The sequence below is a fragment of the Collimonas sp. PA-H2 genome (assembly GCF_002564105.1).
Taxonomy (GTDB): domain Bacteria; phylum Pseudomonadota; class Gammaproteobacteria; order Burkholderiales; family Burkholderiaceae_D; genus Collimonas.
Map to the genome: position 1 here is coordinate 506,827 of NZ_PDBX01000001.1, position 24,293 is coordinate 531,119.

The 24,293-nt window shown below is 52.1% G+C and carries 29 protein-coding genes and 1 pseudogene; 18 read left to right on the forward strand and 12 right to left on the reverse strand.

Annotated features, from left to right (window positions below; all coding sequences use genetic code 11):
• Positions 1-154: 154 nt before the first annotated feature.
• From BCF11_RS02365 to BCF11_RS02375, 3 genes are all read right to left on the reverse strand, one after another.
• The gene (locus tag BCF11_RS02365) at positions 155-2,104 is read right to left on the reverse strand and encodes a VCBS repeat-containing protein (RefSeq protein ID WP_098493321.1); all 1,950 of its coding nucleotides are present in this window, start codon (positions 2,102-2,104) and stop codon (positions 155-157) included.
• A gap of 603 nt (positions 2,105-2,707) precedes the next feature.
• Entirely contained in the window at positions 2,708-3,691 is a 984-nt protein-coding gene (locus BCF11_RS02370; RefSeq protein WP_098493072.1) for an IS5 family transposase, read from the reverse strand.
• A gap of 262 nt (positions 3,692-3,953) precedes the next feature.
• A complete protein-coding gene (locus BCF11_RS02375) occupies positions 3,954-4,178 on the reverse strand; it encodes a hypothetical protein (protein WP_143751238.1) in 225 nt (74 codons plus the stop codon).
• 197 nt (positions 4,179-4,375) lie between these two features.
• Here BCF11_RS02375 and BCF11_RS27390 point away from each other — a divergent pair, with 197 nt between their 5' ends.
• The 4 genes from BCF11_RS27390 to BCF11_RS02385 all read left to right on the forward strand — a co-directional run bounded on the left by BCF11_RS27390 (position 4,376) and on the right by BCF11_RS02385 (position 9,310).
• Positions 4,376-4,735 carry a hypothetical protein gene (locus tag BCF11_RS27390; RefSeq protein WP_143751239.1) on the forward strand — a complete coding sequence of 120 codons (360 nt, stop codon included), beginning with the start codon at positions 4,376-4,378 and terminating at the stop codon, positions 4,733-4,735.
• A gap of 37 nt (positions 4,736-4,772) precedes the next feature.
• Positions 4,773-5,756: an IS5 family transposase gene (locus BCF11_RS02380; RefSeq protein ID WP_098493072.1), complete on the forward strand. Its 984-nt coding sequence runs from the start codon at positions 4,773-4,775 to the stop codon at positions 5,754-5,756.
• Between the two features lie 516 nt (positions 5,757-6,272).
• Entirely contained in the window at positions 6,273-6,689 is a 417-nt protein-coding gene (locus tag BCF11_RS27395; protein WP_143751240.1) for a hypothetical protein, read from the forward strand.
• 338 nt (positions 6,690-7,027) lie between these two features.
• On the forward strand, positions 7,028-9,310 hold the full coding sequence (locus tag BCF11_RS02385; RefSeq protein ID WP_098493323.1) for a patatin-like phospholipase family protein: 2,283 nt from the start codon (positions 7,028-7,030) through the stop codon (positions 9,308-9,310).
• A 98-nt stretch (positions 9,311-9,408) separates the two neighbouring features.
• Here the strand turns inward: BCF11_RS02385 and BCF11_RS02390 are convergent, their stop codons facing one another.
• From BCF11_RS02390 to BCF11_RS02420, 8 genes are all read right to left on the reverse strand, one after another.
• Positions 9,409-10,098, reverse strand: coding sequence for a helix-turn-helix domain-containing protein (locus tag BCF11_RS02390; RefSeq protein WP_098493324.1), 690 nt, complete (start codon positions 10,096-10,098; stop codon positions 9,409-9,411).
• A gap of 22 nt (positions 10,099-10,120) precedes the next feature.
• Positions 10,121-10,465, reverse strand: coding sequence for a hypothetical protein (locus tag BCF11_RS02395; protein ID WP_143751241.1), 345 nt, complete (start codon positions 10,463-10,465; stop codon positions 10,121-10,123).
• A 56-nt stretch (positions 10,466-10,521) separates the two neighbouring features.
• Positions 10,522-10,917, reverse strand: a complete 396-nt coding sequence (locus BCF11_RS02400) for a RusA family crossover junction endodeoxyribonuclease (protein ID WP_233212337.1) — start codon at positions 10,915-10,917, stop codon at positions 10,522-10,524.
• A gap of 73 nt (positions 10,918-10,990) precedes the next feature.
• A complete protein-coding gene (locus BCF11_RS02405) occupies positions 10,991-11,908 on the reverse strand; it encodes a helix-turn-helix domain-containing protein (protein WP_098493327.1) in 918 nt (305 codons plus the stop codon).
• Complete coding sequence (locus BCF11_RS02410; RefSeq protein ID WP_233212338.1) at positions 11,908-12,336, reverse strand: nuclease domain-containing protein; 429 nt, start codon at positions 12,334-12,336, stop codon at positions 11,908-11,910. The genes BCF11_RS02405 and BCF11_RS02410 overlap by 1 nt, the downstream gene beginning before the upstream one ends.
• A 190-nt stretch (positions 12,337-12,526) precedes the next feature.
• Positions 12,527-12,700 (reverse strand): hypothetical protein, encoded by a 174-nt coding sequence (locus tag BCF11_RS27885; RefSeq protein ID WP_158229133.1) that lies wholly within the window; start codon positions 12,698-12,700, stop codon positions 12,527-12,529.
• The gene (locus BCF11_RS02415; protein ID WP_098493328.1) at positions 12,697-13,161 is read right to left on the reverse strand and encodes a YmfL family putative regulatory protein; all 465 of its coding nucleotides are present in this window, start codon (positions 13,159-13,161) and stop codon (positions 12,697-12,699) included. The genes BCF11_RS27885 and BCF11_RS02415 overlap by 4 nt, the downstream gene beginning before the upstream one ends.
• 174 nt (positions 13,162-13,335) lie before the next feature.
• Positions 13,336-13,542 carry a YdaS family helix-turn-helix protein gene (locus BCF11_RS02420; RefSeq protein ID WP_098493329.1) on the reverse strand — a complete coding sequence of 69 codons (207 nt, stop codon included), beginning with the start codon at positions 13,540-13,542 and terminating at the stop codon, positions 13,336-13,338.
• 84 nt (positions 13,543-13,626) lie between these two features.
• On the opposite strand from BCF11_RS02420, the gene BCF11_RS02425 reads away from it, so the two are divergent.
• The 14 genes and pseudogenes from BCF11_RS02425 (at position 13,627) to BCF11_RS02480 (ending at position 22,735) form a co-directional block, all read left to right on the forward strand.
• Positions 13,627-14,313 (forward strand): LexA family transcriptional regulator, encoded by a 687-nt coding sequence (locus tag BCF11_RS02425; RefSeq protein ID WP_098493330.1) that lies wholly within the window; start codon positions 13,627-13,629, stop codon positions 14,311-14,313.
• 425 nt (positions 14,314-14,738) lie between these two features.
• Positions 14,739-14,981, forward strand: coding sequence for a hypothetical protein (locus BCF11_RS02430; RefSeq protein ID WP_098493331.1), 243 nt, complete (start codon positions 14,739-14,741; stop codon positions 14,979-14,981).
• Complete coding sequence (locus BCF11_RS28490) at positions 14,978-15,112, forward strand: hypothetical protein (protein WP_255407769.1); 135 nt, start codon at positions 14,978-14,980, stop codon at positions 15,110-15,112. The genes BCF11_RS02430 and BCF11_RS28490 overlap by 4 nt, the downstream gene beginning before the upstream one ends.
• Before the next feature lie 215 nt (positions 15,113-15,327).
• Positions 15,328-16,413 carry a recombinase RecT gene (locus BCF11_RS02435; RefSeq protein ID WP_098493332.1) on the forward strand — a complete coding sequence of 362 codons (1,086 nt, stop codon included), beginning with the start codon at positions 15,328-15,330 and terminating at the stop codon, positions 16,411-16,413.
• 2 nt (positions 16,414-16,415) lie between these two features.
• A complete protein-coding gene (locus BCF11_RS02440) occupies positions 16,416-16,997 on the forward strand; it encodes a hypothetical protein (protein ID WP_098493333.1) in 582 nt (193 codons plus the stop codon).
• On the forward strand, positions 16,984-17,868 hold the full coding sequence (locus BCF11_RS02445) for a hypothetical protein (protein ID WP_098493334.1): 885 nt from the start codon (positions 16,984-16,986) through the stop codon (positions 17,866-17,868). The genes BCF11_RS02440 and BCF11_RS02445 overlap by 14 nt, the downstream gene beginning before the upstream one ends.
• 24 nt (positions 17,869-17,892) lie before the next feature.
• Positions 17,893-18,243, forward strand: coding sequence for a hypothetical protein (locus BCF11_RS02450; protein WP_233212339.1), 351 nt, complete (start codon positions 17,893-17,895; stop codon positions 18,241-18,243).
• A 38-nt stretch (positions 18,244-18,281) separates the two neighbouring features.
• Positions 18,282-19,169, forward strand: a pseudogene (locus tag BCF11_RS02455) (recombination-associated protein RdgC); the annotation flags it as partial.
• A gap of 144 nt (positions 19,170-19,313) precedes the next feature.
• Positions 19,314-19,505: a DNA translocase FtsK gene (locus tag BCF11_RS28260; RefSeq protein WP_255407838.1), complete on the forward strand. Its 192-nt coding sequence runs from the start codon at positions 19,314-19,316 to the stop codon at positions 19,503-19,505.
• A 45-nt stretch (positions 19,506-19,550) separates the two neighbouring features.
• On the forward strand, positions 19,551-19,787 hold the full coding sequence (locus tag BCF11_RS02460; RefSeq protein WP_098493335.1) for a helix-turn-helix domain-containing protein: 237 nt from the start codon (positions 19,551-19,553) through the stop codon (positions 19,785-19,787).
• A 20-nt stretch (positions 19,788-19,807) separates the two neighbouring features.
• The gene (locus BCF11_RS02465) at positions 19,808-20,248 is read left to right on the forward strand and encodes a hypothetical protein (protein WP_143751242.1); all 441 of its coding nucleotides are present in this window, start codon (positions 19,808-19,810) and stop codon (positions 20,246-20,248) included.
• Positions 20,249-20,285: 37 nt separating this feature from the next.
• Positions 20,286-20,498, forward strand: a complete 213-nt coding sequence (locus tag BCF11_RS02470) for a DUF4224 domain-containing protein (protein ID WP_233212340.1) — start codon at positions 20,286-20,288, stop codon at positions 20,496-20,498.
• A 1-nt stretch (position 20,499) separates the two neighbouring features.
• Positions 20,500-21,528 (forward strand): tyrosine-type recombinase/integrase, encoded by a 1,029-nt coding sequence (locus BCF11_RS02475; protein WP_098493337.1) that lies wholly within the window; start codon positions 20,500-20,502, stop codon positions 21,526-21,528.
• A 358-nt stretch (positions 21,529-21,886) separates the two neighbouring features.
• Positions 21,887-22,735, forward strand: coding sequence for a pyruvate, water dikinase regulatory protein (locus tag BCF11_RS02480; protein WP_098493338.1), 849 nt, complete (start codon positions 21,887-21,889; stop codon positions 22,733-22,735).
• A gap of 118 nt (positions 22,736-22,853) precedes the next feature.
• Here the strand turns inward: BCF11_RS02480 and BCF11_RS02485 are convergent, their stop codons facing one another.
• Complete coding sequence (locus BCF11_RS02485; protein ID WP_098493339.1) at positions 22,854-23,894, reverse strand: Ig-like domain-containing protein; 1,041 nt, start codon at positions 23,892-23,894, stop codon at positions 22,854-22,856.
• Positions 23,895-24,293 lie beyond the last annotated feature (399 nt).

Genomic DNA, 24,293 nt, shown 5'->3' on the forward strand with positions numbered 1-24,293 from the left:
ATCCAGTGCTCTTATGCAAATTTAATTATGTAAAAATTACTGATACAACATATTGGCAAAATTCCCCTTGCCTAACACTGTATGCGGTGTATTGAATCTTCCGAAAAAATATCTGCATTAGAGCAATCTGGAAAATACTCATAGAAGTTATAGATTAGGGAGTAATTTGCCAATTAGCTGGTGGTTCGGGTGTAAGCGGACCAGAAGTTTTATATGTAAGTCCATTCATAAACCACATTACATAATTCTTTCCGGTACCGTCAACCCATAAAATATCCGATTTTCCGTCACCATCATAATCACCAACCCCATATATACTCCATCCAGCGGCAGGCGCTGTCATCATGCCGCTGCTGCTCATATACTTTCCAGCATTCATATTCCATATGACGTACTGAGCATTCGATGGATTGGATGCGTTATACCAAAGAATATCTGATTTTGAATCTCCGTTAAAATCACCTATAGCTTTTATAGACCATGACAACTGAGGGGTAGGCTGATTCATAGCGGTTTCTGTTTTTAGTTTTCCATTCATTAACCACATGGAAAATACATTTGACGTAGGATTTTTCCAAATAATGTCAGTTTTTCCATCACCGTCAAAGTCACCAAGAGCTTCAAATACAAAACCTGCGCTTGGGCTATCTATAGGTCCAGAATTAGATGTATAATTACCCGTCCCGTCCATAAACCAAATAACATAATAATTCGTTGATGGAGAGTGCCAAAGTAAATCAGCTTTACCATCACCGTCGAAATCCCCCGAACCTACCACAGTCCAACCTGCAGCATGAGGCGCTAAAACAGCTGATCTTTTATAATTCTGCCCATTCATAAACCAAATAACATATTGGTCAGTCTTCGCGTTATACCACAATATATCTGCTATTCCATCGCCGTCAAAGTCGCCCTTGAGCTTGATCTGCCAGTCAGAAGAATTGGTGTTAATCACGGACGGAGGTTGGCTTGTGGTGCTTAATCCATTCATCAGCCATACTGCGTAAGACGTGGATCCTAGTGTAGTATTTTTTAACAAGAGATCTGACTTACCATCTGAGTTGAAATTTACTTTATTTGCTTGTTTTAAAAATGATACACCGCAGCTTGATTTTGTACTGTCTATGGGTTGGCTTTTTGTATCCTTAAATACTATGTCCCATTGGTTTCTTGCAAACCAGTTATGAACAGATCCCAAGTAATGCACCATATCAGTGTTAAATATACCAAAATCGTCGCCACATTCGTTATATAAACTTCTTCCCGTATTAACATCATTAGAATTTGCGGCATCAATCAGGGCTACATTGGTTGTAGATGCAACTATTTGATTGAATCCATTTACAAGATCATTGAAATAGCTCACTGGAACGTTGCTATATCTTGTATATACAGTGGAGCGTGGCCTGTAAAAATACACAGGTGCATTGGGCATCCCTAATGAAGTTCTAAATCCATTAAGAAGATTGGTATAATTAGCTACTACCGCATTTTGATCACTCATAGATTTCAGCGAATCCTCGGCTTCCCATTGATTGAAATGTACGCCAATTATCGTTGGATTTAATTTTTTACTTTTCAAATTACTCACTACCAAATTTAATATATTTTTGGCTAATGGATAGGCACTATCAATATCAGTTGCAGATCTGCCAGGCCACCACTTATCATACCCGGCGTCTGATTGCATTATCCCATTTCCACTTACTGAAATATATACAATATACAACGGTGGAAGATTTAAAGTTGCGGTATTATTATCCCATAGCGTAGCAAATTCTCCAGCGAGATTATAGGTATTGTTACCTCCGCCATCACCGAGATTGAATCCATTTAAATTATATTTGCTCCAGGTAACATCTTTGAGATTGAGCTTTCTATTATTAGCGATGTTTAATCCATAAACATTTGAAAAATCTTTCCCAATCCTTGGATCTGATGCTGGCAGAGGATCATTAAATCCCTGTGCATTAGACTGTCCAAATACAATTAGTATCGGTGCATCAGTTGACCGATATGGAGATGTAACTGCAAATACAGGTTGTAGTGTAAAAAATAATATGACTGCTAGATAGCATCTGATTCTATTAAATAATGGCATCATGACATGTCTCCTCCGGTGAATAGCGCTTCTGATGTTTTATGCAAGTGTGCTTGGATTTTTTTATTTCTATAGCATCGTTGAATTTACTTACTTTATGCTTACTATATTTGTTCCATGCTAAATTTATACTAGGTCACAGTTGATAAACTACAAATGCAATAACCGTATTAATCCGTAGAGAAATACAGCCTCTCATATTTCAATTGATACCAAAAAATTGGAATACATTTTTGAACTTATTATTTCTTGACGTGATTTATTTTTACACTAGAATCATCCATATATCATCCATATTTGAGTGAATAATATTCCAAATTTATCTAGATTGAAACAATTATTTTTATAACAATATTTAACATTCAAATCTTTGGCATCGCCCATGCAAAACGTCGGCGAAATTTGGGCGAAAATGGAGACCTTTCCAACCCTCGCCAGACCGACTAGATTTTATAACCTCTAGGGAAGCACTGATCAATTCATAATTTCTGCCGCGCGGTCGAATTTTTGGCGACGATTTTTGTCGTCACGGGAATTGCGGCCGAAAGCTGCTCGAAAATTGCATTTTGGGGCGAAATTGCCCCTGTATTTCACGCCTTTCGGCGTTCAGGACGCACTTCGGGTTTCAGTGATCGTAAATCGCCTGCCGGCCAGCACCAAATTTGCAAAGCCGAACAACGTGAACAACTGGGCGGTGTTCTTCGCCAAGCCACGGTAACGGGTCTTCTGATGACGGAACAGGTTCTTGATGACATGAAATGGATGCTCGACTTTGGCGCGTACGCTCGCCTTGAGATGCTCAAGTTTTTCAGTCATGCGACCCAGCTTGTTCTTCGGCAGGGCTTTGCGTTTGGCGCGCTTCATCGCCACGTGCCACGTCACGGCTTTGCCAATATTCTCAATGCGCTTTTCCACACCCTGATAGCCCGCATCGCCGAACGCCGCCACTTCATCGCCGTGCAGCAGCGCGTGCGCCTGCGTGACATCGGAGACATTGCCAGCAGTGCCCACAACGGTATGGACCAAGCCGGAAGCAGCGTCCACGCCGATATGCGCCTTCATGCCGAAATGCCAGTCATTACCCTTCTTCGATTGGTGCATTTCCGGATCGCGCTCACCGTCCTTATTCTTGGTCGATGGTGGTGCAGCGATCAAGGTTGCATCGACGATGGTCCCTTCGCGCATCATCAAGCCCTTGGCAGCGAGGTGCGCATTGATCGCCTCGAAAATCTTTTGTGTCAGGCCTTTCGCCTCAAGCAGGTGACGGAACTTGAGCAGCGTCGTCGCATCCGGCGCCGACTCGCGGCTCAAGTCAATGCCGACAAAAGCCCGAATGGCCTGGCTGTCGTAGATCGCATCTTCAATACCTTCGTCAGACAGGCCAAAGCACTGCTGGGCTACGTACATTCGCAACATACGCGCCAATCCAATCGGCGGACGCCCGGCGCCGGCGACCTTCGGGTAGTGTGGCTCGATCAGCTTATGCAGCTTGCCCCACGGCGTCGCCACATCAATCGCCGCAAGGAAGCGGTCACGCCGCGTCAGTTTCTTTTTGGCAGCGTACTCAAGGTCAGAAAAACTCTTTTGCATGATCGATTCCAGCGCCGGTGAAAGTGCCAATATTGTCTCAGGTATGAGCATGCTCGGAAACGGTCGCGATGGAATAAATCAGTGCTTCCCTAGTGTTTACGCGGTCTGACGGGGTCTGGGCTGGTTTGTAATGGTGGAGGCGGCGGGAATCGAACCCGCAGCCCTTTTATACCGTTTGCGTACGCCTAAGGTCAATTCAGGAAATCGGTCGTTTAATGAGTGACCTGACATTTGATATCAGATTAAGTAGGTACTACAACATCTACGTAAATAATGGATAGCTGCCTTCGTCCGTTGCCGCTTTCGCGCGGAAATCGGCAATCATTAATCGGCGCTCTACAAACTGCTTTGCCTTGCACGCGGCGTCGCCGGCGGCATCTACCGCACTCTCCAGGATGGAGCCGGCCAGAACATCGTTCTGGAATGCCTCGTTCTTGCGGCATACCTTGTCATATGCTTCCTGCAACTGTGCAATGCGGAAGGCCAAGCTCTCCAGGTGCGAACGCAATGGCGCCGCCTCTCCCGCACTCTTCAGCAAGACAGTGACCATCGCGGCGACGTTCTATTCCACCGTTCCCCGCACCGAACGCATCATCGGCAAGATACCCTTCATCAAATATTCAGACTAGTCATATAAAATAACAATTTATCATGTATTGTTGACATTCTTTTTTTCGGACTGTTATGAAAAACTACTTATATCGGTTTTCTCACATCGCTTCATGGCTTGTTGTAGCGGGGAGTTTGGGGAATGCCACGCTGCACGCTCAAACGATCTCACACAATAAAGATGAAGAAAATCAATCTTCTGCAACACAGTATTTCAATCGCTTGCTCCCTGCGGAGCGAAAGAGAATTCTCTTAACAGACACTGAAAAAAAAATCCCGAATATCAACGAGGACAACGCGCTGAATAAGGGTGCTGGGAAATCACTCTCATTGGCGAGGGAGCGTTTTAAATGCGGAACGCATGAAGAGTCGAACACTGCTAGGGAAGCACTGATTTATTCCATCGCGACCGTTTCCGAGCATGCTCATACCTGAGACAATATTGGCACTTTCACCGGCGCTGGAATCGATCATGCAAAAGAGTTTTTCTGACCTTGAGTACGCTGCCAAAAAGAAACTGACGCGGCGTGACCGCTTCCTTGCGGCGATTGATGTGGCGACGCCGTGGGGCAAGCTGCATAAGCTGATCGAGCCACACTACCCGAAGGTCGCCGGCGCCGGGCGTCCGCCGATTGGATTGGCGCGTATGTTGCGAATGTACGTAGCCCAGCAGTGCTTTGGCCTGTCTGACGAAGGTATTGAAGATGCGATCTACGACAGCCAGGCCATTCGGGCTTTTGTCGGCATTGACTTGAGCCGCGAGTCGGCGCCGGATGCGACGACGCTGCTCAAGTTCCGTCACCTGCTTGAGGCGAAAGGCCTGACACAAAAGATTTTCGAGGCGATCAATGCGCACCTCGCTGCCAAGGGCTTGATGATGCGCGAAGGGACCATCGTCGATGCAACCTTGATCGCTGCACCACCATCGACCAAGAATAAGGACGGTGAGCGCGATCCGGAAATGCACCAATCGAAGAAGGGTAATGACTGGCATTTCGGCATGAAGGCGCATATCGGCGTGGACGCTGCTTCCGGCTTGGTCCATACCGTTGTGGGCACTGCTGGCAATGTCTCCGATGTCACGCAGGCGCACGCGCTGCTGCACGGCGATGAAGTGGCGGCGTTCGGCGATGCGGGCTATCAGGGTGTGGAAAAGCGCATTGAGAATATTGGCAAAGCCGTGACGTGGCACGTGGCGATGAAGCGCGCCAAACGCAAAGCCCTGCCGAAGAACAAGCTGGGTCGCATGACTGAAAAACTTGAGCATCTCAAGGCGAGCGTACGCGCCAAAGTCGAGCATCCATTTCATGTCATCAAGAACCTGTTCCGTCATCAGAAGACCCGTTACCGTGGCTTGGCGAAGAACACCGCCCAGTTGTTCACGTTGTTCGGCTTTGCAAATTTGGTGCTGGCCGGCAGGCGATTTACGATCACTGAAACCCGAAGTGCGTCCTGAACGCCGAAAGGCGTGAAATACAGGGGCAATTTCGCCCCAAAATGCAATTTTCGAGCAGCTTTCGGCCGCAATTCCCGTGACGACAAAAATCGTCGCCAAAAATTCGACCGCGCGGCAGAAATTATGAATTGATCAGTGCTTCCCTAGGAATAATTACAATAATCAGTATCGTGGAGGGCAAGATCCGTCCCCACAACAGTCCGCAGATATGCTCAACTCGCCAAAGAGCGTTACATCAAGTGGCTGCAGGATGTCGACCGACTAGAGTCGTCGATATTCGATTCACGTCCACCGAAGAATTAAATATCGCAGCAGAGAATCATTAATCGATGCTTGATCGGTCACACTGAAACCAAGTAGAGGCCGAGCCGGACAGTGATATGCCGACCCTTTTGTGTGACCTTGATCGCTGAATGTTTTTTTACTTTTGCACCTGACTAAATAACGCTATTTGCACTATCACTCGGTAGCTATTAACCGTTGCTCTGTAGTTCGTAATTTGCCACGAAAGATCTGATGAAGCATTCATTCCGCCTGCATGTCCCGCTAATTGTTATATGTGCATTTGTCGTCGCGCCAGCAACGGCTGTCAGTAACGATACAGATATAGATGCCGCAATTAAAGCGGTATCGCGTGATTACAGCGAATCGTTGAAAAGTAACGTAGTAAAAGATGGCAGTAACAACATATCACCAGACGTGGCAAGCTCGAATATAGCAAGGAAAAACACGAAGCCGCCCGAGGGAAGTAAGGCCTGTCCCCCGGCCCCAAGCGGCTTGACCACCTATGCGACAAGCATCGGCATTGGATTGCTCACCGGAAAATTTTATCCTCCGTTAAGCCCCGAGCAAAGATGCGACATAATGACTTCGACTGTAAGGGATCCGGGTCCTGCTTTTCAACACAATATGCCTTTTGTGATCATTAAGTGAGCCGGAATGGAGAGCGCCTCCCGTTCATTTTCCTTGCCTACACATCTTCTGCAGAAGCAGTGCGACCTCGGCCTTTTTTGCCGTAATTTACTGCCACGCGGCGACACGATCAGTGTTCTCCACACTGCTCACATCGCTATACTTTTCCCCACCCCCACAGAATAACAATCCGCTCTCACGCTTCGATTCGTTCATCGTGATCGCTGCGTCGATGCTGCCGTTAAAGCTCAAGCGAATGTCAATATCCTCTAGCATTCTTCCGCGCATAAAAAGGGCAGAATAAATTGAATAAGTCGATGTTTCCTCACGTCCCACTCAGGTTATTTCTCGGTGCAAGCATGTATGCATTGCTGGGGCTGGCGCAAGTACATGCCGTGCCGGCAACACCCAATGCCACAATCGAAGTCAGCAATACAAGGACAAGTATACCGGTCCGCCCCCGTATCGGCCTGGTATTGTCGGGCGGCGGGGCTCGCGGTTATGCGCATTTGGGAGTGTTGCAAGCGCTCGAGAAAATGCATATCCCCATCGATTATGTCGCGGCCACCAGCATGGGGGCAGTTGTCGGTGGGCTGTATGCGAGCGGGCTGTCGGTCGATGAGCTGGACCGTATTCTGACGGAGACCAATCTGAGCGATATCGCCTTCGACCGCAATGATCGGGCAGAATTGCCCCAGTCCCAGCGCGAAGATGATTATCAATATCCTATCGGCTTGTCCGCTGGTTACGGCGACGGCAAGCTGAAACTGCCAAAGGGCCTGGTGCAAGGGAATAACCTGCTGGCGTTGCTACAGAACTGGACTCCGCAACTGCCGGCGAGCATCTCCTTCGATAAGCTGCCGACGCCTTTCCGCGCGGTGGCAACCGATCTCGGCAGCGGTGCGGAAGTCATATTGAGTCAAGGCTCATTGCCGCGCGCAATTCGCGCCAGCATGGCTGTGCCTGGACTATTCGCGCCACTCAAGCTGAATGGCCGCACACTGGTGGACGGCGGCCTGGTGCAGAACCTGCCGGTATCGCTGGCGCGCAGCATGGGTGCAGATATCATTATCGCGGTCAATATTGCCACCGATCTGCAGGATCCGTCCACCCTCGATTCACCGACTGCGGTGGCGCAACAGATGGTGACCATCCTGATTCAGCAGAACGTTAAGAGGCAGCTCGATTCGCTCATGAAGGAGGATATATTGATCGAGCCGGACATGGGCGATCTGGGCTTTGCCGATTTTTCGCGCGGCAAGGACGGTGTCAAGGCCGGTTACGAGGCGACCGAGCGCCAGCGCTCCAAATTGGCGGCGCTGGTGCTGCCGCAGCAGCAATGGAAAGAATATCTTGCGGCGCGCAGCGGCGGCCCTATGCTTGCGCAGGATGCCCATATCGATGAGATCCAGATCAACAGCAACGGCCAGGTGCCGGCTGCGGTGGTGCGCCGCGCGTTGGACGTCAAGGAAGGCGATTTCTACAACCCAGTAGCATTGAACAAGGATGTGGCGCGGCTGGCGACCAACGGTGATTTCAAGAGCGTGACGCAGGAGCTGATGACGGAGAACGGGCACAATGTGCTGAAGGTGGATGCCGATGAAAAATCCTGGGGCCCGAATTTTCTGTTGTTCGGCCTGGGCGTATCGAATACATTCAATGGTCGCGGAAATTTCAATTTGCAGTTGGGGCACCGTTTGCCATGGTTGACCGCAGGCGGTTTGGAGTGGCGCAACGACATCGCGCTGGGCAGCGCACAAACCAGCCTGCGTACCGAATTGCGGCAGCCGTTATGGAATACCGTCGGTCTGTATGCGGCGCCCTATGCCGAATACCAGCGCCGTCATGCTGATTTTTATGGCGGTGGCGACGATGCCAGCTCAAAAACCCTTCCAATCACAGGCATTCAGAGTGACACGACCAAGGTCGGTATAGACATCGGCATCCCACTGTGGCGGATCGGGGAGTTGCGCGTCGGTGCCAATTATCAGTGGCAGACGATTGCGCCGTCCTACTCGACACCGATCGTTATCAACCCGGACGGCACAATTTTTCAGTTTGAGAGAACTCGACAAAACCAACCCATCATTCGCTCGCAATTAACCATCGATCAGCTCGACGATCCTTTGTTTCCGCGCAAAGGCTATTACCTTTCTGCCGTCAATAACATCGCGTTTGGCGCTACCGGAAATCGTTACAACGATGTGCAAGGCAAGGCACTGTGGGCGATCAGCAAGGGCCCCCATACACTCAACCTGGCGGTGGAGGCCGCCGGCACCTATGCGAATGCGGGTGATGCCGTGGGCAATGGTGGCCTCGGGTTTACCTTGGGAGGTTTCCAGCACCTGTCGGCTTACAGCACGGACCAATTTAACGGGAGTTACTTGTTGTATGGTCGTGCCAGTTATCTGCGGGACATGCCGGGGTTGAATTTGCCTGGCTTACGCAATGTGGTACTGGGCAGCAGCCTTGAGATTGGTGATGTCTGGTACACACGGACAGAGTTTGGCCGCGGTCCTTACAAAAAAAACGCAAGTTTGTTTTTCGGGGGAAATAGTTTCCTCGGTCCGCTGTATTTTGGTGCAGCTGTTGCCCCGCGCGGCGTCTGGAATATGTATCTGCAATTGGGACGGGTGTTCTGAACGGCGTTGTGGCCACACGCGTGCAAAGCGTTGCTTTTTTCCGGAAAATTGACGAACGCTACGGGCTTCCCAATCGCGCCATGAACATCTGCTTGCAATCATCTGTCCACCCGCCCCTCAGATACATCACTTTCTTTCGCAAATAATGGATAGCTGCCATCGTCTGTTGCCGCTTTCGTGCGGAAATCGGCAATCATCGACCGACGCTCCACAAACTGTTTTGCCTTACACGAGGCGTCGCCGGCGGCGTCCACCGCACTCTCCAGGATCGAACCAGCCAGGACATCATTCTGGAATGCCTCGTTCTTGCGGCACACCTTGTCGTACGCTTCCTGTAGCTGGCTGATTCGCTGGGTCAAGCTCTCCAGGTGCGAACGCAATGGCGCCACCTCTCCCGCGTTCTTCAGCAAGACAGTGACCATTGCCGCAACGTTCTGCTCTACCGTCCCTTGTACCGACCGCAACACTGCCACCTGCTCAGCGGTACGCGGATCCCGCTCGGGCTCATTCGACAGTCCCAGGAGATAATCGGCGCTCACGCCGTAGGCGACGGCAGCACGCACGATGAACTCTCTCGATACGCTAGCGTGGCCGGCTTCAATCTTGGATAGCTGCGATGAATTGCTATACCCTAAAGTCTTTGCCGCCTCGCGCTGATCGAGGTGGTTGAGCTTTCTCGCCAGAATCAAGCGGCGGCAAATCTCTTCGCCTCTATCATGGTGCTCTCCACCAGAGCGCCGGTCCGCCGACGCCGAAAACGCCGCAATGTCATTAACGTATCCCATCATGCCCTCCGCTTTTCCAAATTGTTCATACGCCCAGCTCCAGGCACTGCGCACTCACTACGGCGACTGCAGCGCTAAATACGTTGATAGGAATGTGACTGAGCATTTCGTCCAATCCGCCGGCGGCACGACGAAGCGATGCAGCTTCATCCGCCGACACACCAACCTTGCCTACCCTATCGAAGCGGTCACAGATTGCCAGCATAGTGTCGTTAGCTCTTGCCAGCGACTCGCCGCTGGCGCCGGAGTTACCCATTGCGTGGAGCATCTTCGATAGCTGGTTGTACGCATCGGGACTGGGTTCGGCAATCAGCAACTCGATTGCCAGCCGCAGCTCCAGCGCCAGGTCGTTGCGGGTGCATCGCATCATCGGAACGAATGCTCCTCTCAGCTTGTATGCCTTGCGGGGTCGCTTAGTGCCAGCCATTACGGATTCCCTTCCACAGGAGCGGCGATAACAGTGGCAGACGCCCGTGCGGCATAATGTTTACTGGCGACTATCCGCACCACCTGCGAGTCATCACCCCAAACGATGTTGCTGCATGCATCCTTGATGCCCTTGACCACGTTGTCCAGGTCAGGCTTGCCCGTTGGCCGCAAGTCGCCAGAAATCGCGTTGGCGCGCTTCGTCTTGGAATAGCTGGCGGGAATCTGCATGTACAGGATGACGTACAGCTCAACGGGGCCAGCCAGCGGACTGCTGCCACGCATCGCCGCCTTCGCCGCCCAGCTCACCTGCTGCTCGTAAGTCGCAGTCTTGACCGGTGTGTATGCCTTGACGCCCTTCCCTACGCGAGCAAAGCGCGGGCGGCCTTTCGCCACTGGTTGACCATCCACGACGAAATTAATTACAGCCGCCGGAGGGCTCGACACCCCCAATTTCACTTCCACGCGCTCAAGGCAAGTCATCCAACATTCCTTTCGATTTAATCAACGCTTTCAAATTCAACCCCTCTGGCTTCTTGCCCCGCACCTCCTCGGCGCGGTCAGACCTGGTTATCCTGCTTCGTGGCGGGGGTGGCGCTTGCCCGCCGTTATCGATGGCAGCCTGTACCCGCCCCTTGAACGTCGGCATCGACTCGCCGGCAATGGGCATCAAGCCAACCTCAGCCCCTTTGGCGACAATGGAAGCATCCGTTGCCCACCATGCGCCCTGCCCGCCGCCCCTACTGGCAACCAGAGGCTTCTCGTTGCGGCACCAATTGCGCCAAGTCGCCAGCCAATCGGTTTTGCATCCGCGCTGCCCCGGTTGCGAAATCCAGTGATCTCGAAACTTGTCGGCTACCAAACGGACATGCTCAGGCGTCCAGGTCGGGTGCATCTCCAGAGCCCAGTCTCCCCACGACTTCGTAAGCGTCCAGTCTTCGAGCAAGCGGGAACCGCGTGCCCTCTGACGTTTACTTGATGGTTCTATTGATGGTTCCTTGATGGTTCTGGGTGCGAGATCTGCGGGGGTGGGGTGCAAAATCTGCGGGGGTACGGGTGCAGATTCTGCGGGGGTGGGTGCAGATATCGCGGGGTGCCGAATCTGCGGGGGTGCGAATTCTGCGGGGGTGCTAAAACTGCGGGGGTCTATTTTATACACGGTGCTGCGCCCGTTACGCAGGCCACGCCTCACAATGCCGGCCGCTTCCATATCAGTGATGTGCTGCTGTACCGTACGCTCACCCATGCTGCACTTCTGCGCAATTGCGCCGACAGATGGATAGCATTCACCCTGGTCGTTCGCGTTGTCGCACAGCGCAAGCAACACCATTTTCCGACCAGACGGCAAATCAGTCTTCCATGCAAGAGACATTAAATTAATACTCATTAGTCATCCATCAACAAGCCTAGACGCCGCAACTCAGCGTGCGTCAAGGCCACCGCTTCTTTAAATAGGGAAATCATCGAGTCATAGGAGAAGCCCTCCGGACGCCGTGCGCGACCATCTAGGACGTCATGACAGCGGCAGCATCCGTAGGCGCCCTTCTCATCTGGCGCCTTGATGCCGTAGCCCTTACCGTCCTCCAGTAGATTGGAGTGACAAAGCACAGTCGTGTCGGTGCGGTAGTTACAAACGCCAGGAAATCGCAGCGTGCATTCCTGGTCGCGCGCGGAGGCGCGTATCTTGGTCAACGGCTTATGACGGGTCTTGATGCACTTCGGCTTCTTTGATCGATGGAAGGATGAGGAGGACAGAACGCCGGTCAGGCCATGAGACATTGCCGTCCGGCGCATTGGCTTCGTCGAACGCTTCATGGGGCTTCGCTTCATGTACGCAACCTGCATGTCCTGCACAAATTGTCCCCGCGCGCGAACTGCCCGACACTCTTTCGCTTGCGGCATGCCCCTTTGCAGACTCGCTGGGCATGATTGAAAACAACTATCTTCGCCGTGCGTTCGGCATAGCGATCAGCCGCGTGCCGTGGATCTCCTACAGACACAGGAATCATGCGGCGGCCATTTCAAGTAGTTCTTTCCGGCGCGCGTGATAAGCAGCATGCCAGCGTTCAGCTGCCTCAGAATGGACCGGATACCGACAAGCGGTCACAGCATTGCCCTGCTCTGCCGCCGCATGCGCGTGCTGGATGATGCCGGCGATGGAAATAATGGGTTCGCTCACGCTTCCACCTTCTCATCGTCACTACGGCAGTAAATGCGAAATGTCAGCGCCAGCAGCTCCTGGGTATGGCGGCTGATCTCATCGCCTATCGCAGCCAAGTCAGCTCGCTCACGCTTATCAATCTCGCCATCTTCCGTCGCCTCGTTGAAGCGGCGCGACAACAAACCTATGTGGGCATACAGCTTGTTGAACTTGCTCAGCAGCGCTTCGTTGTCGATTTCATGTGGCGCCGGCAGCATGACAAACACGCCACCACTTTCTATGGCGATGCATTGTGCAAAAAGCGCAGTGTCTGAAAAAACTTGCATCTGCATCGCCTTGTCGACGCTCATTGTTTGCCCCTGGCGCTCATAGGTACGGTTCTCCAACGCGTTACGAGTGATACCCATGGCAGCTGCCATCGCATCCCAACCGCCGGGAAATGCTTTGATCATTTTTAAATAAGATTGCCTTCTACTCACAACGTTTTCCTTTTTTCGGTGGTTTTTGTTTGGTTCAATTGAAGTTACAGTTCAACTATGGGAAATAAAATAAAATTTCAGACGGCCGGCAAATGTTGTTTGCCAAACTTAAAATTGACGCAGAAAAGCTTGGTTATATGGGGAGGGATATGCGCGTTAAAAAAGCAAATCCCCCTAAAGAGAATTGCCGAATACGTCTGGCCGAAGATCAAAGCGAGTTACTTCCGTAGCGACGGCATTCTCGATTGGAATACAGCGCCCTGATGGCGGTCTTCCGCGTGTAACCCACTGCTGTACCGCTTGGGGACTTACACCAAGAGTTCGTGCCAGCGATGTTTGTCCGCCAGCGATGTGGCAAGCTTTCTCAATTGAAGTTTTCATAGCATTATTTTAAAGTTTAACTTGTATTGTTACAAGTATTTCTTTAGATGCTATTTACAAGGTACGCTTGTACACTCCCAAACTATGGAATTCAAATATCGGCTCAAACAATTGTTGGACGCAAAAGACAGCGGCAATATGACCGCGCTGGCTGCGCATTGCGGGGTCTCGCCTCAAGCAGTCCAACAATGGATCACGAAAGGTCTAATGCCGCGAAAAGGGCGATTGGAGTTAATTGCTCAATATTTCGGCATTACCGAATCTGCTCTAGTGTATGGGGGAGACATACCTGCAGATATGCGAGAACCTGTCGTGATCTCGATTCGCGACTACAAAGAAAAATCGGAGGAAATAGAAATTCGGCAATACAACACAGGTGGAGCAATGGGCCATGGCGTCATATTGCGCGACCAACCAGGGGTAATTCAGAGCTGGCACGTAAGCCCTGAGTGGATTCAAAAAAATGTAAAGCACCATACAGGAATTGATAACTTAGCAATCGTCACTGGCTTTGGTGACTCGATGCGTGGCATGTTTAATCCAGGCGACCCGCTCCTTGTAGATAGAGGGGTTAAATCGGTCGAATTCGACTCTGTCTATTTTTTTAGAGTTGGCGACGAAGGTTTTATCAAGCGACTCCAGCGAATTCCTGGCGAAGGAATTGTCGCAATATCGGAAAACAAAGCCTACAAAGAATGGACGATCAAGCCTGATATGGACTTCGAAGTTTTCGCCCGCATTCTTAAGGTTTGGTGTAGCACCGACTTCTAATTCCCGACATCCAAACAAAATCAAATCCACAATCCGCAGTTGTAGTTTTCAATAAGCCCCCACCTCCGGCTGGGGCATCTCCCTCCTCAATTTAGAAGCATTAGCCTGCCGCAGAGGCGCTATTGAGCTCTCACGCCCATAGTCATCCTTGGTGTAGTTCGTCGCCTAAATTGTGTCATCGCATCGCCCGTTGGAAACACTTGCGGCATTTGCGATTGTAAAGCGGCCTATCAACGTTACAAGTTTCCCCCTCCGCCATAGCCTTCATTTTTTTGAAACTCTGTAATAAGCTCAAATTTAATTACAAGTTTAACTTGATTTAATACAAGTTAAACTTTAATATTGTTGCATCCGAGAAGTTTTAGCCAATGACTCGACGGCGGATTCTGATCGAGATCGGTACAACTTAATCAAGGGAAATTGTGATGGGTGACGTAGCAGACATGATGTTGGATGGGACGCTTTGCCAAGGCTGCGGCGTGTTTCTTAACGAAGACGCGCCTGGTTATCCATGCAGCTGTCGCGGTTGCAGAATCGACGAAAAGAAGGCCAAAGCAGCAGCCTATCAACCGCCAAAGCCGAAAGCCAAATGCGCTGTATGCGGACGCAAGGTCAAGCCGACAGGATTGCCAGATCACATGCGCGATGCGCACAAGGAGCCGGCATGAGCTACCAAATCACAATCAAAACACTGGACGGCGGCACAGAGACCTACTCCGGTATCGGTGACCGCAATGCGCTGATGGACGCGGCCTACGACGCCGGCGCACTTGGCGTAACTGTGATGGTGCAGCAATGACGCGCGCCACATTAGCCGCCTGGCTACTCGCTAGCTGCTTCTTTCTACTTGTCTTTTCCGCCTACGCAATCTGTAACGACGATGACAGCTATGCCGCTCCCACGCTGCGAGATCTATGCCTGGCACAGGGCTGGCCCGACGACAGCAATAGCAAATTAGCGTTTCAGCGTACATGCAAATCAGAAATCACGAATTTTAATTAAGTCGAGAAATACATGAGCAATCAATTAGCAGTAAGTCCAGCAAAAACACTGAACGACTTCATGGATAAGTACAAGGGGCAGCTTTCCCTTGCCCTGCCAAAGCATATTAGTGCCGACCGCATGATCCGCTTGGCCCTGACGGCCTTCAGCCAAAGTTCAGATCTACAAAAATGCGACATGCACAGCATCTATGCATCTGTTGTCATCGCCGCACAGCTGGGCCTTGAGATCGGCGTCGGTGGTCAAGGCTATCTGGTTCCGTATTGGAAAAAAACTGGATATAAGGCCCAGTTCATACCCGGCTGGCAGGGACTTGTCGACTTGGTTTCACGGGCTGGCCGCGCAACTGTCTGGACCGGTGCTGTCTATGAAGGCGATAAATTTGACTGGGCGCTCGGTGACAATCCATTTGTAAAACATCAGCCCGAGAGCGACGCCGATCATTGGAAGCAGATCACGCACGTCTATGCGATTGGTCGAGTCAACGGCAGCCAGTATCCGGTTATCGAAGTCTGGTCGATGAATCGCGTCGTTCGCCACTTGAACAAATACAACAAGGTTGGTCCGAAACATTACGCAATAAAAGACGATGGTAGCAACATGGAAATGTACGCCCGCAAAGTGGTGCTGCTGCAGGTGCTGAAGTACATGCCAAAGTCCATCGAGGTCATGCGTGCCATGGATGTCGCCAACGCAGTCGACAGCGGGAAAAACTTTACCTTCGACGGCGAAGTGGTGGTCATCAACGATCCCGAAGACGACGAATCAGCTAACGAACAACCGCAGAACATCGAGCGTACAGCCCAAGTAGCCCAACCGCAGTCGAAAACAGAAAAAGCCGCCGCTGAGCAGCAACTTCAGGCAGCAGAAAACACTGGCGGGACGACGGCGACAGCCTCGCCGAAATATGAGTCGATACTTGGTGAAGCGGATACAACGCCTCTAACCACGGCGGAATTTGAGTATCTGAGCGCAAAGATGGAAGCGGCCGCGCTTGGCTCAGCTGACGTATTGAAAAAATTCGGCATCAAGCTAAACGAAATCACGCGCGCCAACTTTGACGCTGTGATTGCCTGGACCAAGAATCCGGCGGTTTGATCATGCTGACATTCGATACCAGCAAGCACGAATATCGCTGGAACGGCAATGTCGTTCCCAGTGTGACGCAAATACTGAGCCCGATGATGAACTTCTCAATGCTCAATCCGGAAGTCTTGCAGCGCGCGCAGAAGCTCGGCACTGCCGTTCACCGCATGACAGAACTGTATGACAAAGACGACCTAGATACTGATTCCTTATCGGATGAGCTGAAACCGTATCTCACTGCCTGGATCCGCTTCAAGGACGACTGCGGCTTTGAGCCAGCAACGATAGAGAGCCAGTTGTATCACCCCATACACGGTTTCTCAGGAACTTCGGACAGAACCGGACCAGTGCGAGGTCGGATGGCCGTTCTGGATATTAAAAAAATGGCGACGCTCGGCCCGGTGATCGGGATGCAGCTTTCCGCATATCAGGCTCTTCACAGCCTTCACGGCCCGCAAATTCTTGACCGCTATGCACTTGGGTTGCGGCCCGATGGAACTTATCGCATGGTGCCCTATAAGGATCCGCTGGATTTTCCCGCATTTTTGTCATTGCTTACTTTACGAAATTGGAGATTGAAAAATGGAATTGCTTGATCGAGACAACGTGGCTGTAGCCGCCATTCCACCTCTGCCTTCGGCGGCCGAATTAAACAAGGTTGCCGACAGCGTTCACGCTGTCGCTCACGCAATCACCATCAACTCGCCAGTGATGTACATGATCGCTGTAGAAGAGATGCAAGCGCTTCAGGAGAAGCTTGATCAATTGAACACTACACGGTTTGCGATAACCCGCCCGATGGATCAGGCCAAAAATAATGTTATGGAACTGTTTCGGGCGCCAGTCAAAAAATGCGAGGACGCCATCGCATTGCTCAAAAATGCCATTCTTACCTTTAGCAAGGAAGAAAAACGGAAGGCACAAGAAGCACAAAAATTAGCTGACGAACAAGCTCGTCAAGAACGTTTGAAACTTGAGCAGCAGGCGCGCGAACAACAAGCAGAAGTGGACCGTCAAGCTCGGGAAGCTGCTGCTGCGGCACAAGCTGTGGCCAAAGCAGAACAAGCGGCTCAGGATGCTGCGGCCTCCGGCGATCGCGATGCTGAAGAGCGCGCCAACGCCGAAGTGCTGGCAGCCAATCAGACGAAGGCCGCAGCAGAAGCCGAGCGAGAGGCCGCTGCCGCGCGCGTGTCCGTTACGCAATCCATCGCTCAAGTCATGACTGCGCCGACCGTCGCCAGCGCGACACCCAAAGTCGCCGGCATTTCAACGTCCGCGCCATGGACTGCCGAGGTAACAAGTCTCATCGACTTAATCAAATTTGTTGCGGCCAACCCGCAGTACGTCAATTTCTTGACCCCCAACCTCGTGCCGATCAAGCAACAGGCGAAATCGCTGCAGGCCAACTGCAAGATTGAAGGTGTGCGCGTATTTCAGGAAGAGCGCCTTAACTCACGTCGCAAGTAACCCCACAGATCACAGGAAAACATTATGACAGACACACGGATAGACCACTTCAGTGATGAGGCAGCTCAACAAGCTCTGAATTTTTTGCGCTTCCAAGCCGGCGAAGCTGCGATCTCCCGAGCAAACCGCATCTATATGGAAGAGTTTCGGAAGACGGTCAAGGCCAATTGTATGGCCGCTAGCCAAGAAAAGGCGCTGGCAGCGCAGGAGCGCGACGCCTACGCCAGCCCTGAATATATCGCCCACCTAGAAGCCATGCGCGCCGCGATTGAACTGGATGAAGTTCACCGCTGGAAGCTGGTTGCGGCGCAGGCAACGATTGAAGCATGGCGGACGCACCAGGCGAATCATCGCGGCCTGCTGAAGATGCAATAACCGACAAATATCCTCACCTCAAAACGGACATTAACAGTATGTGGTTTAAGAACCTTCAGATATACCGAATTCCCGCACCGTGGGCCGTTTCGGCCGGACAGCTGGAAGCCTTCCTGGCGCCGCAGGCCTTCGCCAAGTGCAGCAGCCTGGAATTGCAAAGCCAGGGCTGGCTGTCGCCACGCGACAATGGCATGCTGGTGCACAGCGTGAACCGCCAGATGTTGATCTTGCTCGGCACCGAAAAAAAGCTGCTGCCGGCCACCGTCGTCAACCAGGTCACCGAGGCGCGCGCCGCCGAGATCGAAGAACAGCAAGGCTATGCGCCGGGTCGCAAGCAGCTGAAAGACATCAAGGAACAGATCACCGATGAGCTGCTGCCGCGCGCTTTCAGCATCCAGCGAAATACCTGGGTCTGGATCGATCCGGTCAACGGCTGGTTAGTGATTGATGCCGCCAGCTCAACTAAAGCGGAAGAAATCTTGAAGCTGTTGCTGGCTTCGGTCGACAAGCTACAGATTTCCGGCCTGCGCACGGCCCACTCACCGCTGACCTCGATGACCAACTGGCTGGCCTCGGACGAAGCACCGCACGGCTTCACCGTCGACCAGGACACCGAACTGCGCGCCGCAGGCGAAGGGAAAGCCACCGTCCGTTATATCCGTCACACCCTGGAGGCAGATGACACAGGCCGCCACATCGCTGCCGGTAAACAATGCACTCGACTGGCGATGACCTGGGCTGACCATATCTCGTTCGTGCTGACCGAATCGCTGGCAATCAAGCGCATCACACCGCTGGACGTGCTGAAGGAAAGCAACGACACCAGCAGCAAGAACGACGACGAACGTTTCGATTCCGACATGATGCTGATGACCGGCGAGCTCAACAAGATGCTAAGTGATCTGGTGTTTGCGCTCGGCGGTGAAACACCCGATGAATTCAGCCCCGCACCAAACATTGACGGCCAGGTGCTTGCCGCCGTCGCTAAGTTCGAGAGTCACCTCCGTGCGCATGGCGCAACAGCGACGATTAGTCACTCTGGAACCGAATTCATACGCTTCGGCGAGGGCGTGGACCCACTGTATGCCCAAGCTGTTGCCATTGTGCGCGAACAGCGGCGCCCTTCTATCTCTCTGGTCCAACGCGTCCTCCGCATCGGCTATAACCGTGCCGCGCGCCTTCTTGAGCAAATGGAATTTGACGCCATCGTCAGCCCCATGCACAGCGACGGTACTCGCACCCTGTTAAAGCAAGAAGCATAACGCTCTATCCCATTCTCGCAATCATCCCAAATAAAAAGGAACGCCATGGAAACCCAATCGCAGAAATATACAGTCGCTTATATGCTGGATGTCGTGCTGCAAAAGCACAATTTGAAGAACGATGCCGCTCTGTGCCGCGCCATTGAGATCACCCCACCCACCATTAGCAAAATTCGTAATGGCGTCCAACCACTCGGTTTCATGCTACTGGTGAAACTGCACGAGTTCACCGGTATGTCCACCAAGGAAATCAAGACACTGGCCGGCATTGCGTCCGAATGACCTGCCCCTCAAGGACGAACGTGACAGAAATCCCAAGTGGGGAAAGTAAAAATACGATGATTACTATTTTGCCTGACGAATTCACAGCGCTGCGCCGCATGAAGGATTGTTTTGAAGATGGTGAGGGCTACGATGTTGCCGACTCAATGGTGGAACGCTTGGCATGCATAGGCCTCATCCGCAAAACACATGCGCAACACTATGAATTTACTGAATTCGGACGAGCCGTCGTGCAACACGGAAATTATCCGGCAACTGGACTAGGTAGCGATGACACCCTACGCATAGATTGGCTTGATGCGCAGGAGCATATCCACGCGCATCAATGGCAGCATGGTCCGCGAGGTACTCCAATAAGGACTAGCTTCTACGATAGAAATTATGTGCTGATTGCAGAGGGAATATCGCTGCGCCATGCCATCGATGCGGCCATGCAAAGTCAAGCGGAGCAAGGCAGGTGAAGATAGTGAAATCTCAAAGATATACGGATAAAACTAAATGATGAGCACTTTTCTGGACGATGACGAAGTAATCAAGCTGACGGGCCGAAAAATGAAAGGGCAGCAAATCGATACGCTACGAAAAATGGGATTGCCATTTTTCGTCAATGCAACTGGCCACGCTGTAGTTGCTCGATCAGCCATTGATGGGCGAAAGGAATCTAAGCCACAGCGCACATCATGGACCTCCAGCATAGTGAAGGCATTTTGATATGGGGCGCACTCCAACGAGAAACAAAAATTTACCCTCCGGAATGCGTGCCAGACACCGCGGAGTCAAAACATATTTCTATCTAGACAGCGGCGCGAAACCTCGTAAGGAAATTCCGTTGGGGGCTGACTATGCGCTGGCAGTACAAAAATGGGCTGAGCTGACTGTCAGCAAAGCTGCACAGCCTGATCTAATCACGTTCCGATACGTTGCGGAGCGATATATCAGGGAGGTACTGCCAACTAAAGCACCTGCGACGCAACGAATCAACCTCTCTGAATTAAAGCGCCTATACGTGTATTTCGATACTCCGCCGGCACCGATCAATACGATTGAGCCAAAGAACATCCGCATGTATATGGACTTGCGCAAAGGCAGCCCCGTTTCAGCAAATCGAGAGAAGGCTCTGTTCAGCCACATTTTTAACTTTGCCAGGGAAAAAGGACTTACAAGTAATCCGAACCCGTGCGCAGGGATCAAAGGTAATAAGGAAAAGGGACGCGACGTGTACATCGACAATGCAGTCTTTTCCGCTGTCTGGAACGCAGGCGATAATCCACTGCGAGATGCCATGGATCTTGCATATTTAACCGGTCAGCGACCTGCGGACGTTTTGAAATTCCTGCATTCTCACATCGTCGACGATGAACTCAATATCCAGCAAAACAAGCGCGGTAAGCGACTACGTATAAAGGTCAATGGGGAACTCGCCAAGGTCATTCAACGGATCAACGATAGAAGCCCTACAGGCGGACATCTCGTCCAAGACGCAGCAGGGCAAGGGTTGCCGTCATCGACGCTTCGTAGCGCGTTCCAGACAGCGCGCGAGGCTGCAATCGCCGCCAATCCAGAAATCGCCGATCAAATTGCAGCATTCCAGTTCCGAGACTTGCGCGCCAAGGCTGGGACGGACAAAGAAGAAGCGAGCGGAATTGCAGCTGCGCAAGATCAACTAGGGCATTCAACCGCTACAATGACGGCCCGATATGTCAGGCATCGGCGCGGGAAATTGATCGATCCGACCAAATAAATCGGTTCCGCAAAAAAAGTGAGGGCCGCGCCAGCATTGGGTTGTAGCTGCGCAAAGTTTACTCATTTGCGGAACGGATTTTAAGTTAAGCTATTGATTTTATTGTGTTATGTAGAAGATAAGAAATCTTCACAATTGCCTTCGCCATCCTTGGCTTTTTGTTATTCTTCGTCGGACAGCTTTAAATATTCAGTTGGCTGCCATTTTATGCCAATTTAACGTCTAAAGGCGTACAAGGCGGCAGGTGCTTCACAGTAAGCTAGAGCCCAGGCTCGGTTAAAAGTTTCCGCGCCGGCCTGGCCGCTGGGCTAGCCTTGGTTTTCTCATCAGTTTTATTTATTCTTTTTTTGACAATATCATGCTTGATGCCGCTCCTACCCCGCTGGTCCCCGCCAACCGCACCGTGTTCTTTGTCTCCGATGGCACCGGCATCACCGCCGAGACTTTCGGCCATTCGGTGCTGACCCAGTTCGAGCTGCGCTTCAAGCAGGTGCGCCTGCCCTTCATCGATACCCTGGACAAGGCTTACGAGGCGACCCGCAGGATCAACGAAGCGTTTACCCTGGATGGCAAACTGCCTATCGTTTTTTCGACGTTGGTGAAGGCCGACCTGTCAAAAGTGATCCAGCAAGCCAAGGCCATGCACATGGACTTGATCCAGACTTTTGTCGAGCCGCTGGAAAAAGAGCTGGGCGTCAAGTCCACCCACACCATAGGCCGCAGCCACAACACCGCCAATACCGACGAATACAAAAACCGCATCGAAGCCATCAACTTCTCGTTAGCGCATGACGACGGCCAGTCGCACAAGAACCTGGCCGATGCCGATGTCATCCTGGTCGGCGTCTCGCGTTCCGGTAAAACCCCGACCAGCCTTTACCTGGCCATGCAATTCGGCGTCAAGGCCGCCAACTATCCTTTGATCCCAGAAGATTTCGAGCGCGACAGACTGCCCAGCGGCCTGTTGCCGTTCAAGCAAAAGATTTTCGGCCTGACCATCGCCGCCGACCGCTTGTCGGAAATCCGCAACGAGCGCCGTCCGGGCAGCAAATATGCGGCGCTGGCGAACTGCCGTTACGAAGTGAATGAGGCGGAAAAGATCATGCGGCGCGAAGGGATACGCTGGATGTCGTCGACCACCAAGTCGATTGAGGAAATCGCAGCGACGATTCTGCAGGATATCAAGCCGGACATACGGACGTTCTAGGCGAATGCAAGGCTAAGGCAAAGCGCCGGCAACAGCCAAGGGCAGGCAAACGGAGTGACGGAAAATCCCGGCTGCGTCGTGATGGAATAGTCAGCCGGGCAAGACGCCGCATGACTGCTTACGTAGCCGCCTCCGATTGCCACAATTCCGCCGGTGTCATCATTTGCACCGGCAACGCGGCATGGGCGGCGGCAGGCGACTGCACGTCCGCAGGCAAGCCGCTGTCGAATATCTTATTCGACAGATCGAGAACCTGTGCGCTGCCGCCCCCGGGCAAAATTCCGGCCTGGCCGCCAGCCAACAACTCCGCAGTCGCCGGCTGCAGCAGGTCAGCCAGCACCAAGCCGCTGAGCGCGGGACAGGAATCGCTGGCCGTATCACCGCTTATAAGCTCAGCCACCGCCCCCGCATCATCCGGCACGGCGTCGATTGCCGGCCTGTCCGCTTCCGGAGCGCTTACTGTCAGCATGAACGGATCGGACATGACCCCTGCCACATCCACTATGAACTGATGCTCACCCGGATCCAGTCGTTCACGAACAGTAAACGACCATATGCCGTCCGATCCAATCGCAGTATCGCCAATCGGCAGTCCGTTGTCGTAGATTGTCAGCCGGGCGAACGGCTCGCCATAGCCGGAGAACGTCGGCGTGGCATCCGCAGTCGTGCCGCCGTCATCAATCTCTCCCGCTGCACCGGCATCATTCATGGCGGCCTTGATCACCGGCTTCTCCAGCTCGAGAACCTCTGCCTCCAGCACTTTCTCGTCGGCGCCGGATACTGCCTGCTCACTCGCATCAGGTACGTTATCCGGAGCTAGCTGCAGCCCCCAGCCGCCAGACTGGTCAACATAAACGGAACTCAGCAATTTGCCGCTGTCGAAACCGCTGCCAGGGGAATTCGCCTGCAATGGTGCGCCCTTATCAATGGCAAGGCCCGGGCTTAGCGGAACTATGGTCAATTCGGGTTGGGCATGGGCGCCGTCTATCGCCAGCCCCGCTGCTGAACGGATTGATGCGATATCCACGCTGTCAGCCACCAGATGTATTTCAGTCACCGACGCTTGGACATCGGACTTTGCCGCCTCAACCAGGGCGGTAGTGGCGCCGAACTCATTTACTTGAGTCCGCGCAAATGATTTTTTTTTAGTGAAATTCATAGGATCGCTCCATTCATAGGGAGTAAGCAGCCACAATATCGGCTACGGCGAATGCGCAAGAGATTGTGGGAAGATGAATGCCTATGATATTAATGCACCATTGCTTTTATTGCAATTATCTTGAGAGCGGATAACGATCGGTTGGCAGTGCGAATTGCCAGTAATCGTTACAGGCCGAGGTGCGACAAGCGCGACTTGTTTTATCGCAATAACTACGATTCCGTGCCGGCACAAATACCCGCCAACGGCCGCAAATAAAAAAATGCTGTTCAGTCTCAACTGAACAGCATTTAAAGAGAAAATAAACTATTCAGAATTTCATAAAACAGGACAAGCCATCATCTTAAAAATCGATGTCGTAGGGTGGGCACTCCGTGCCCACGCAGCGCTGCGGACATT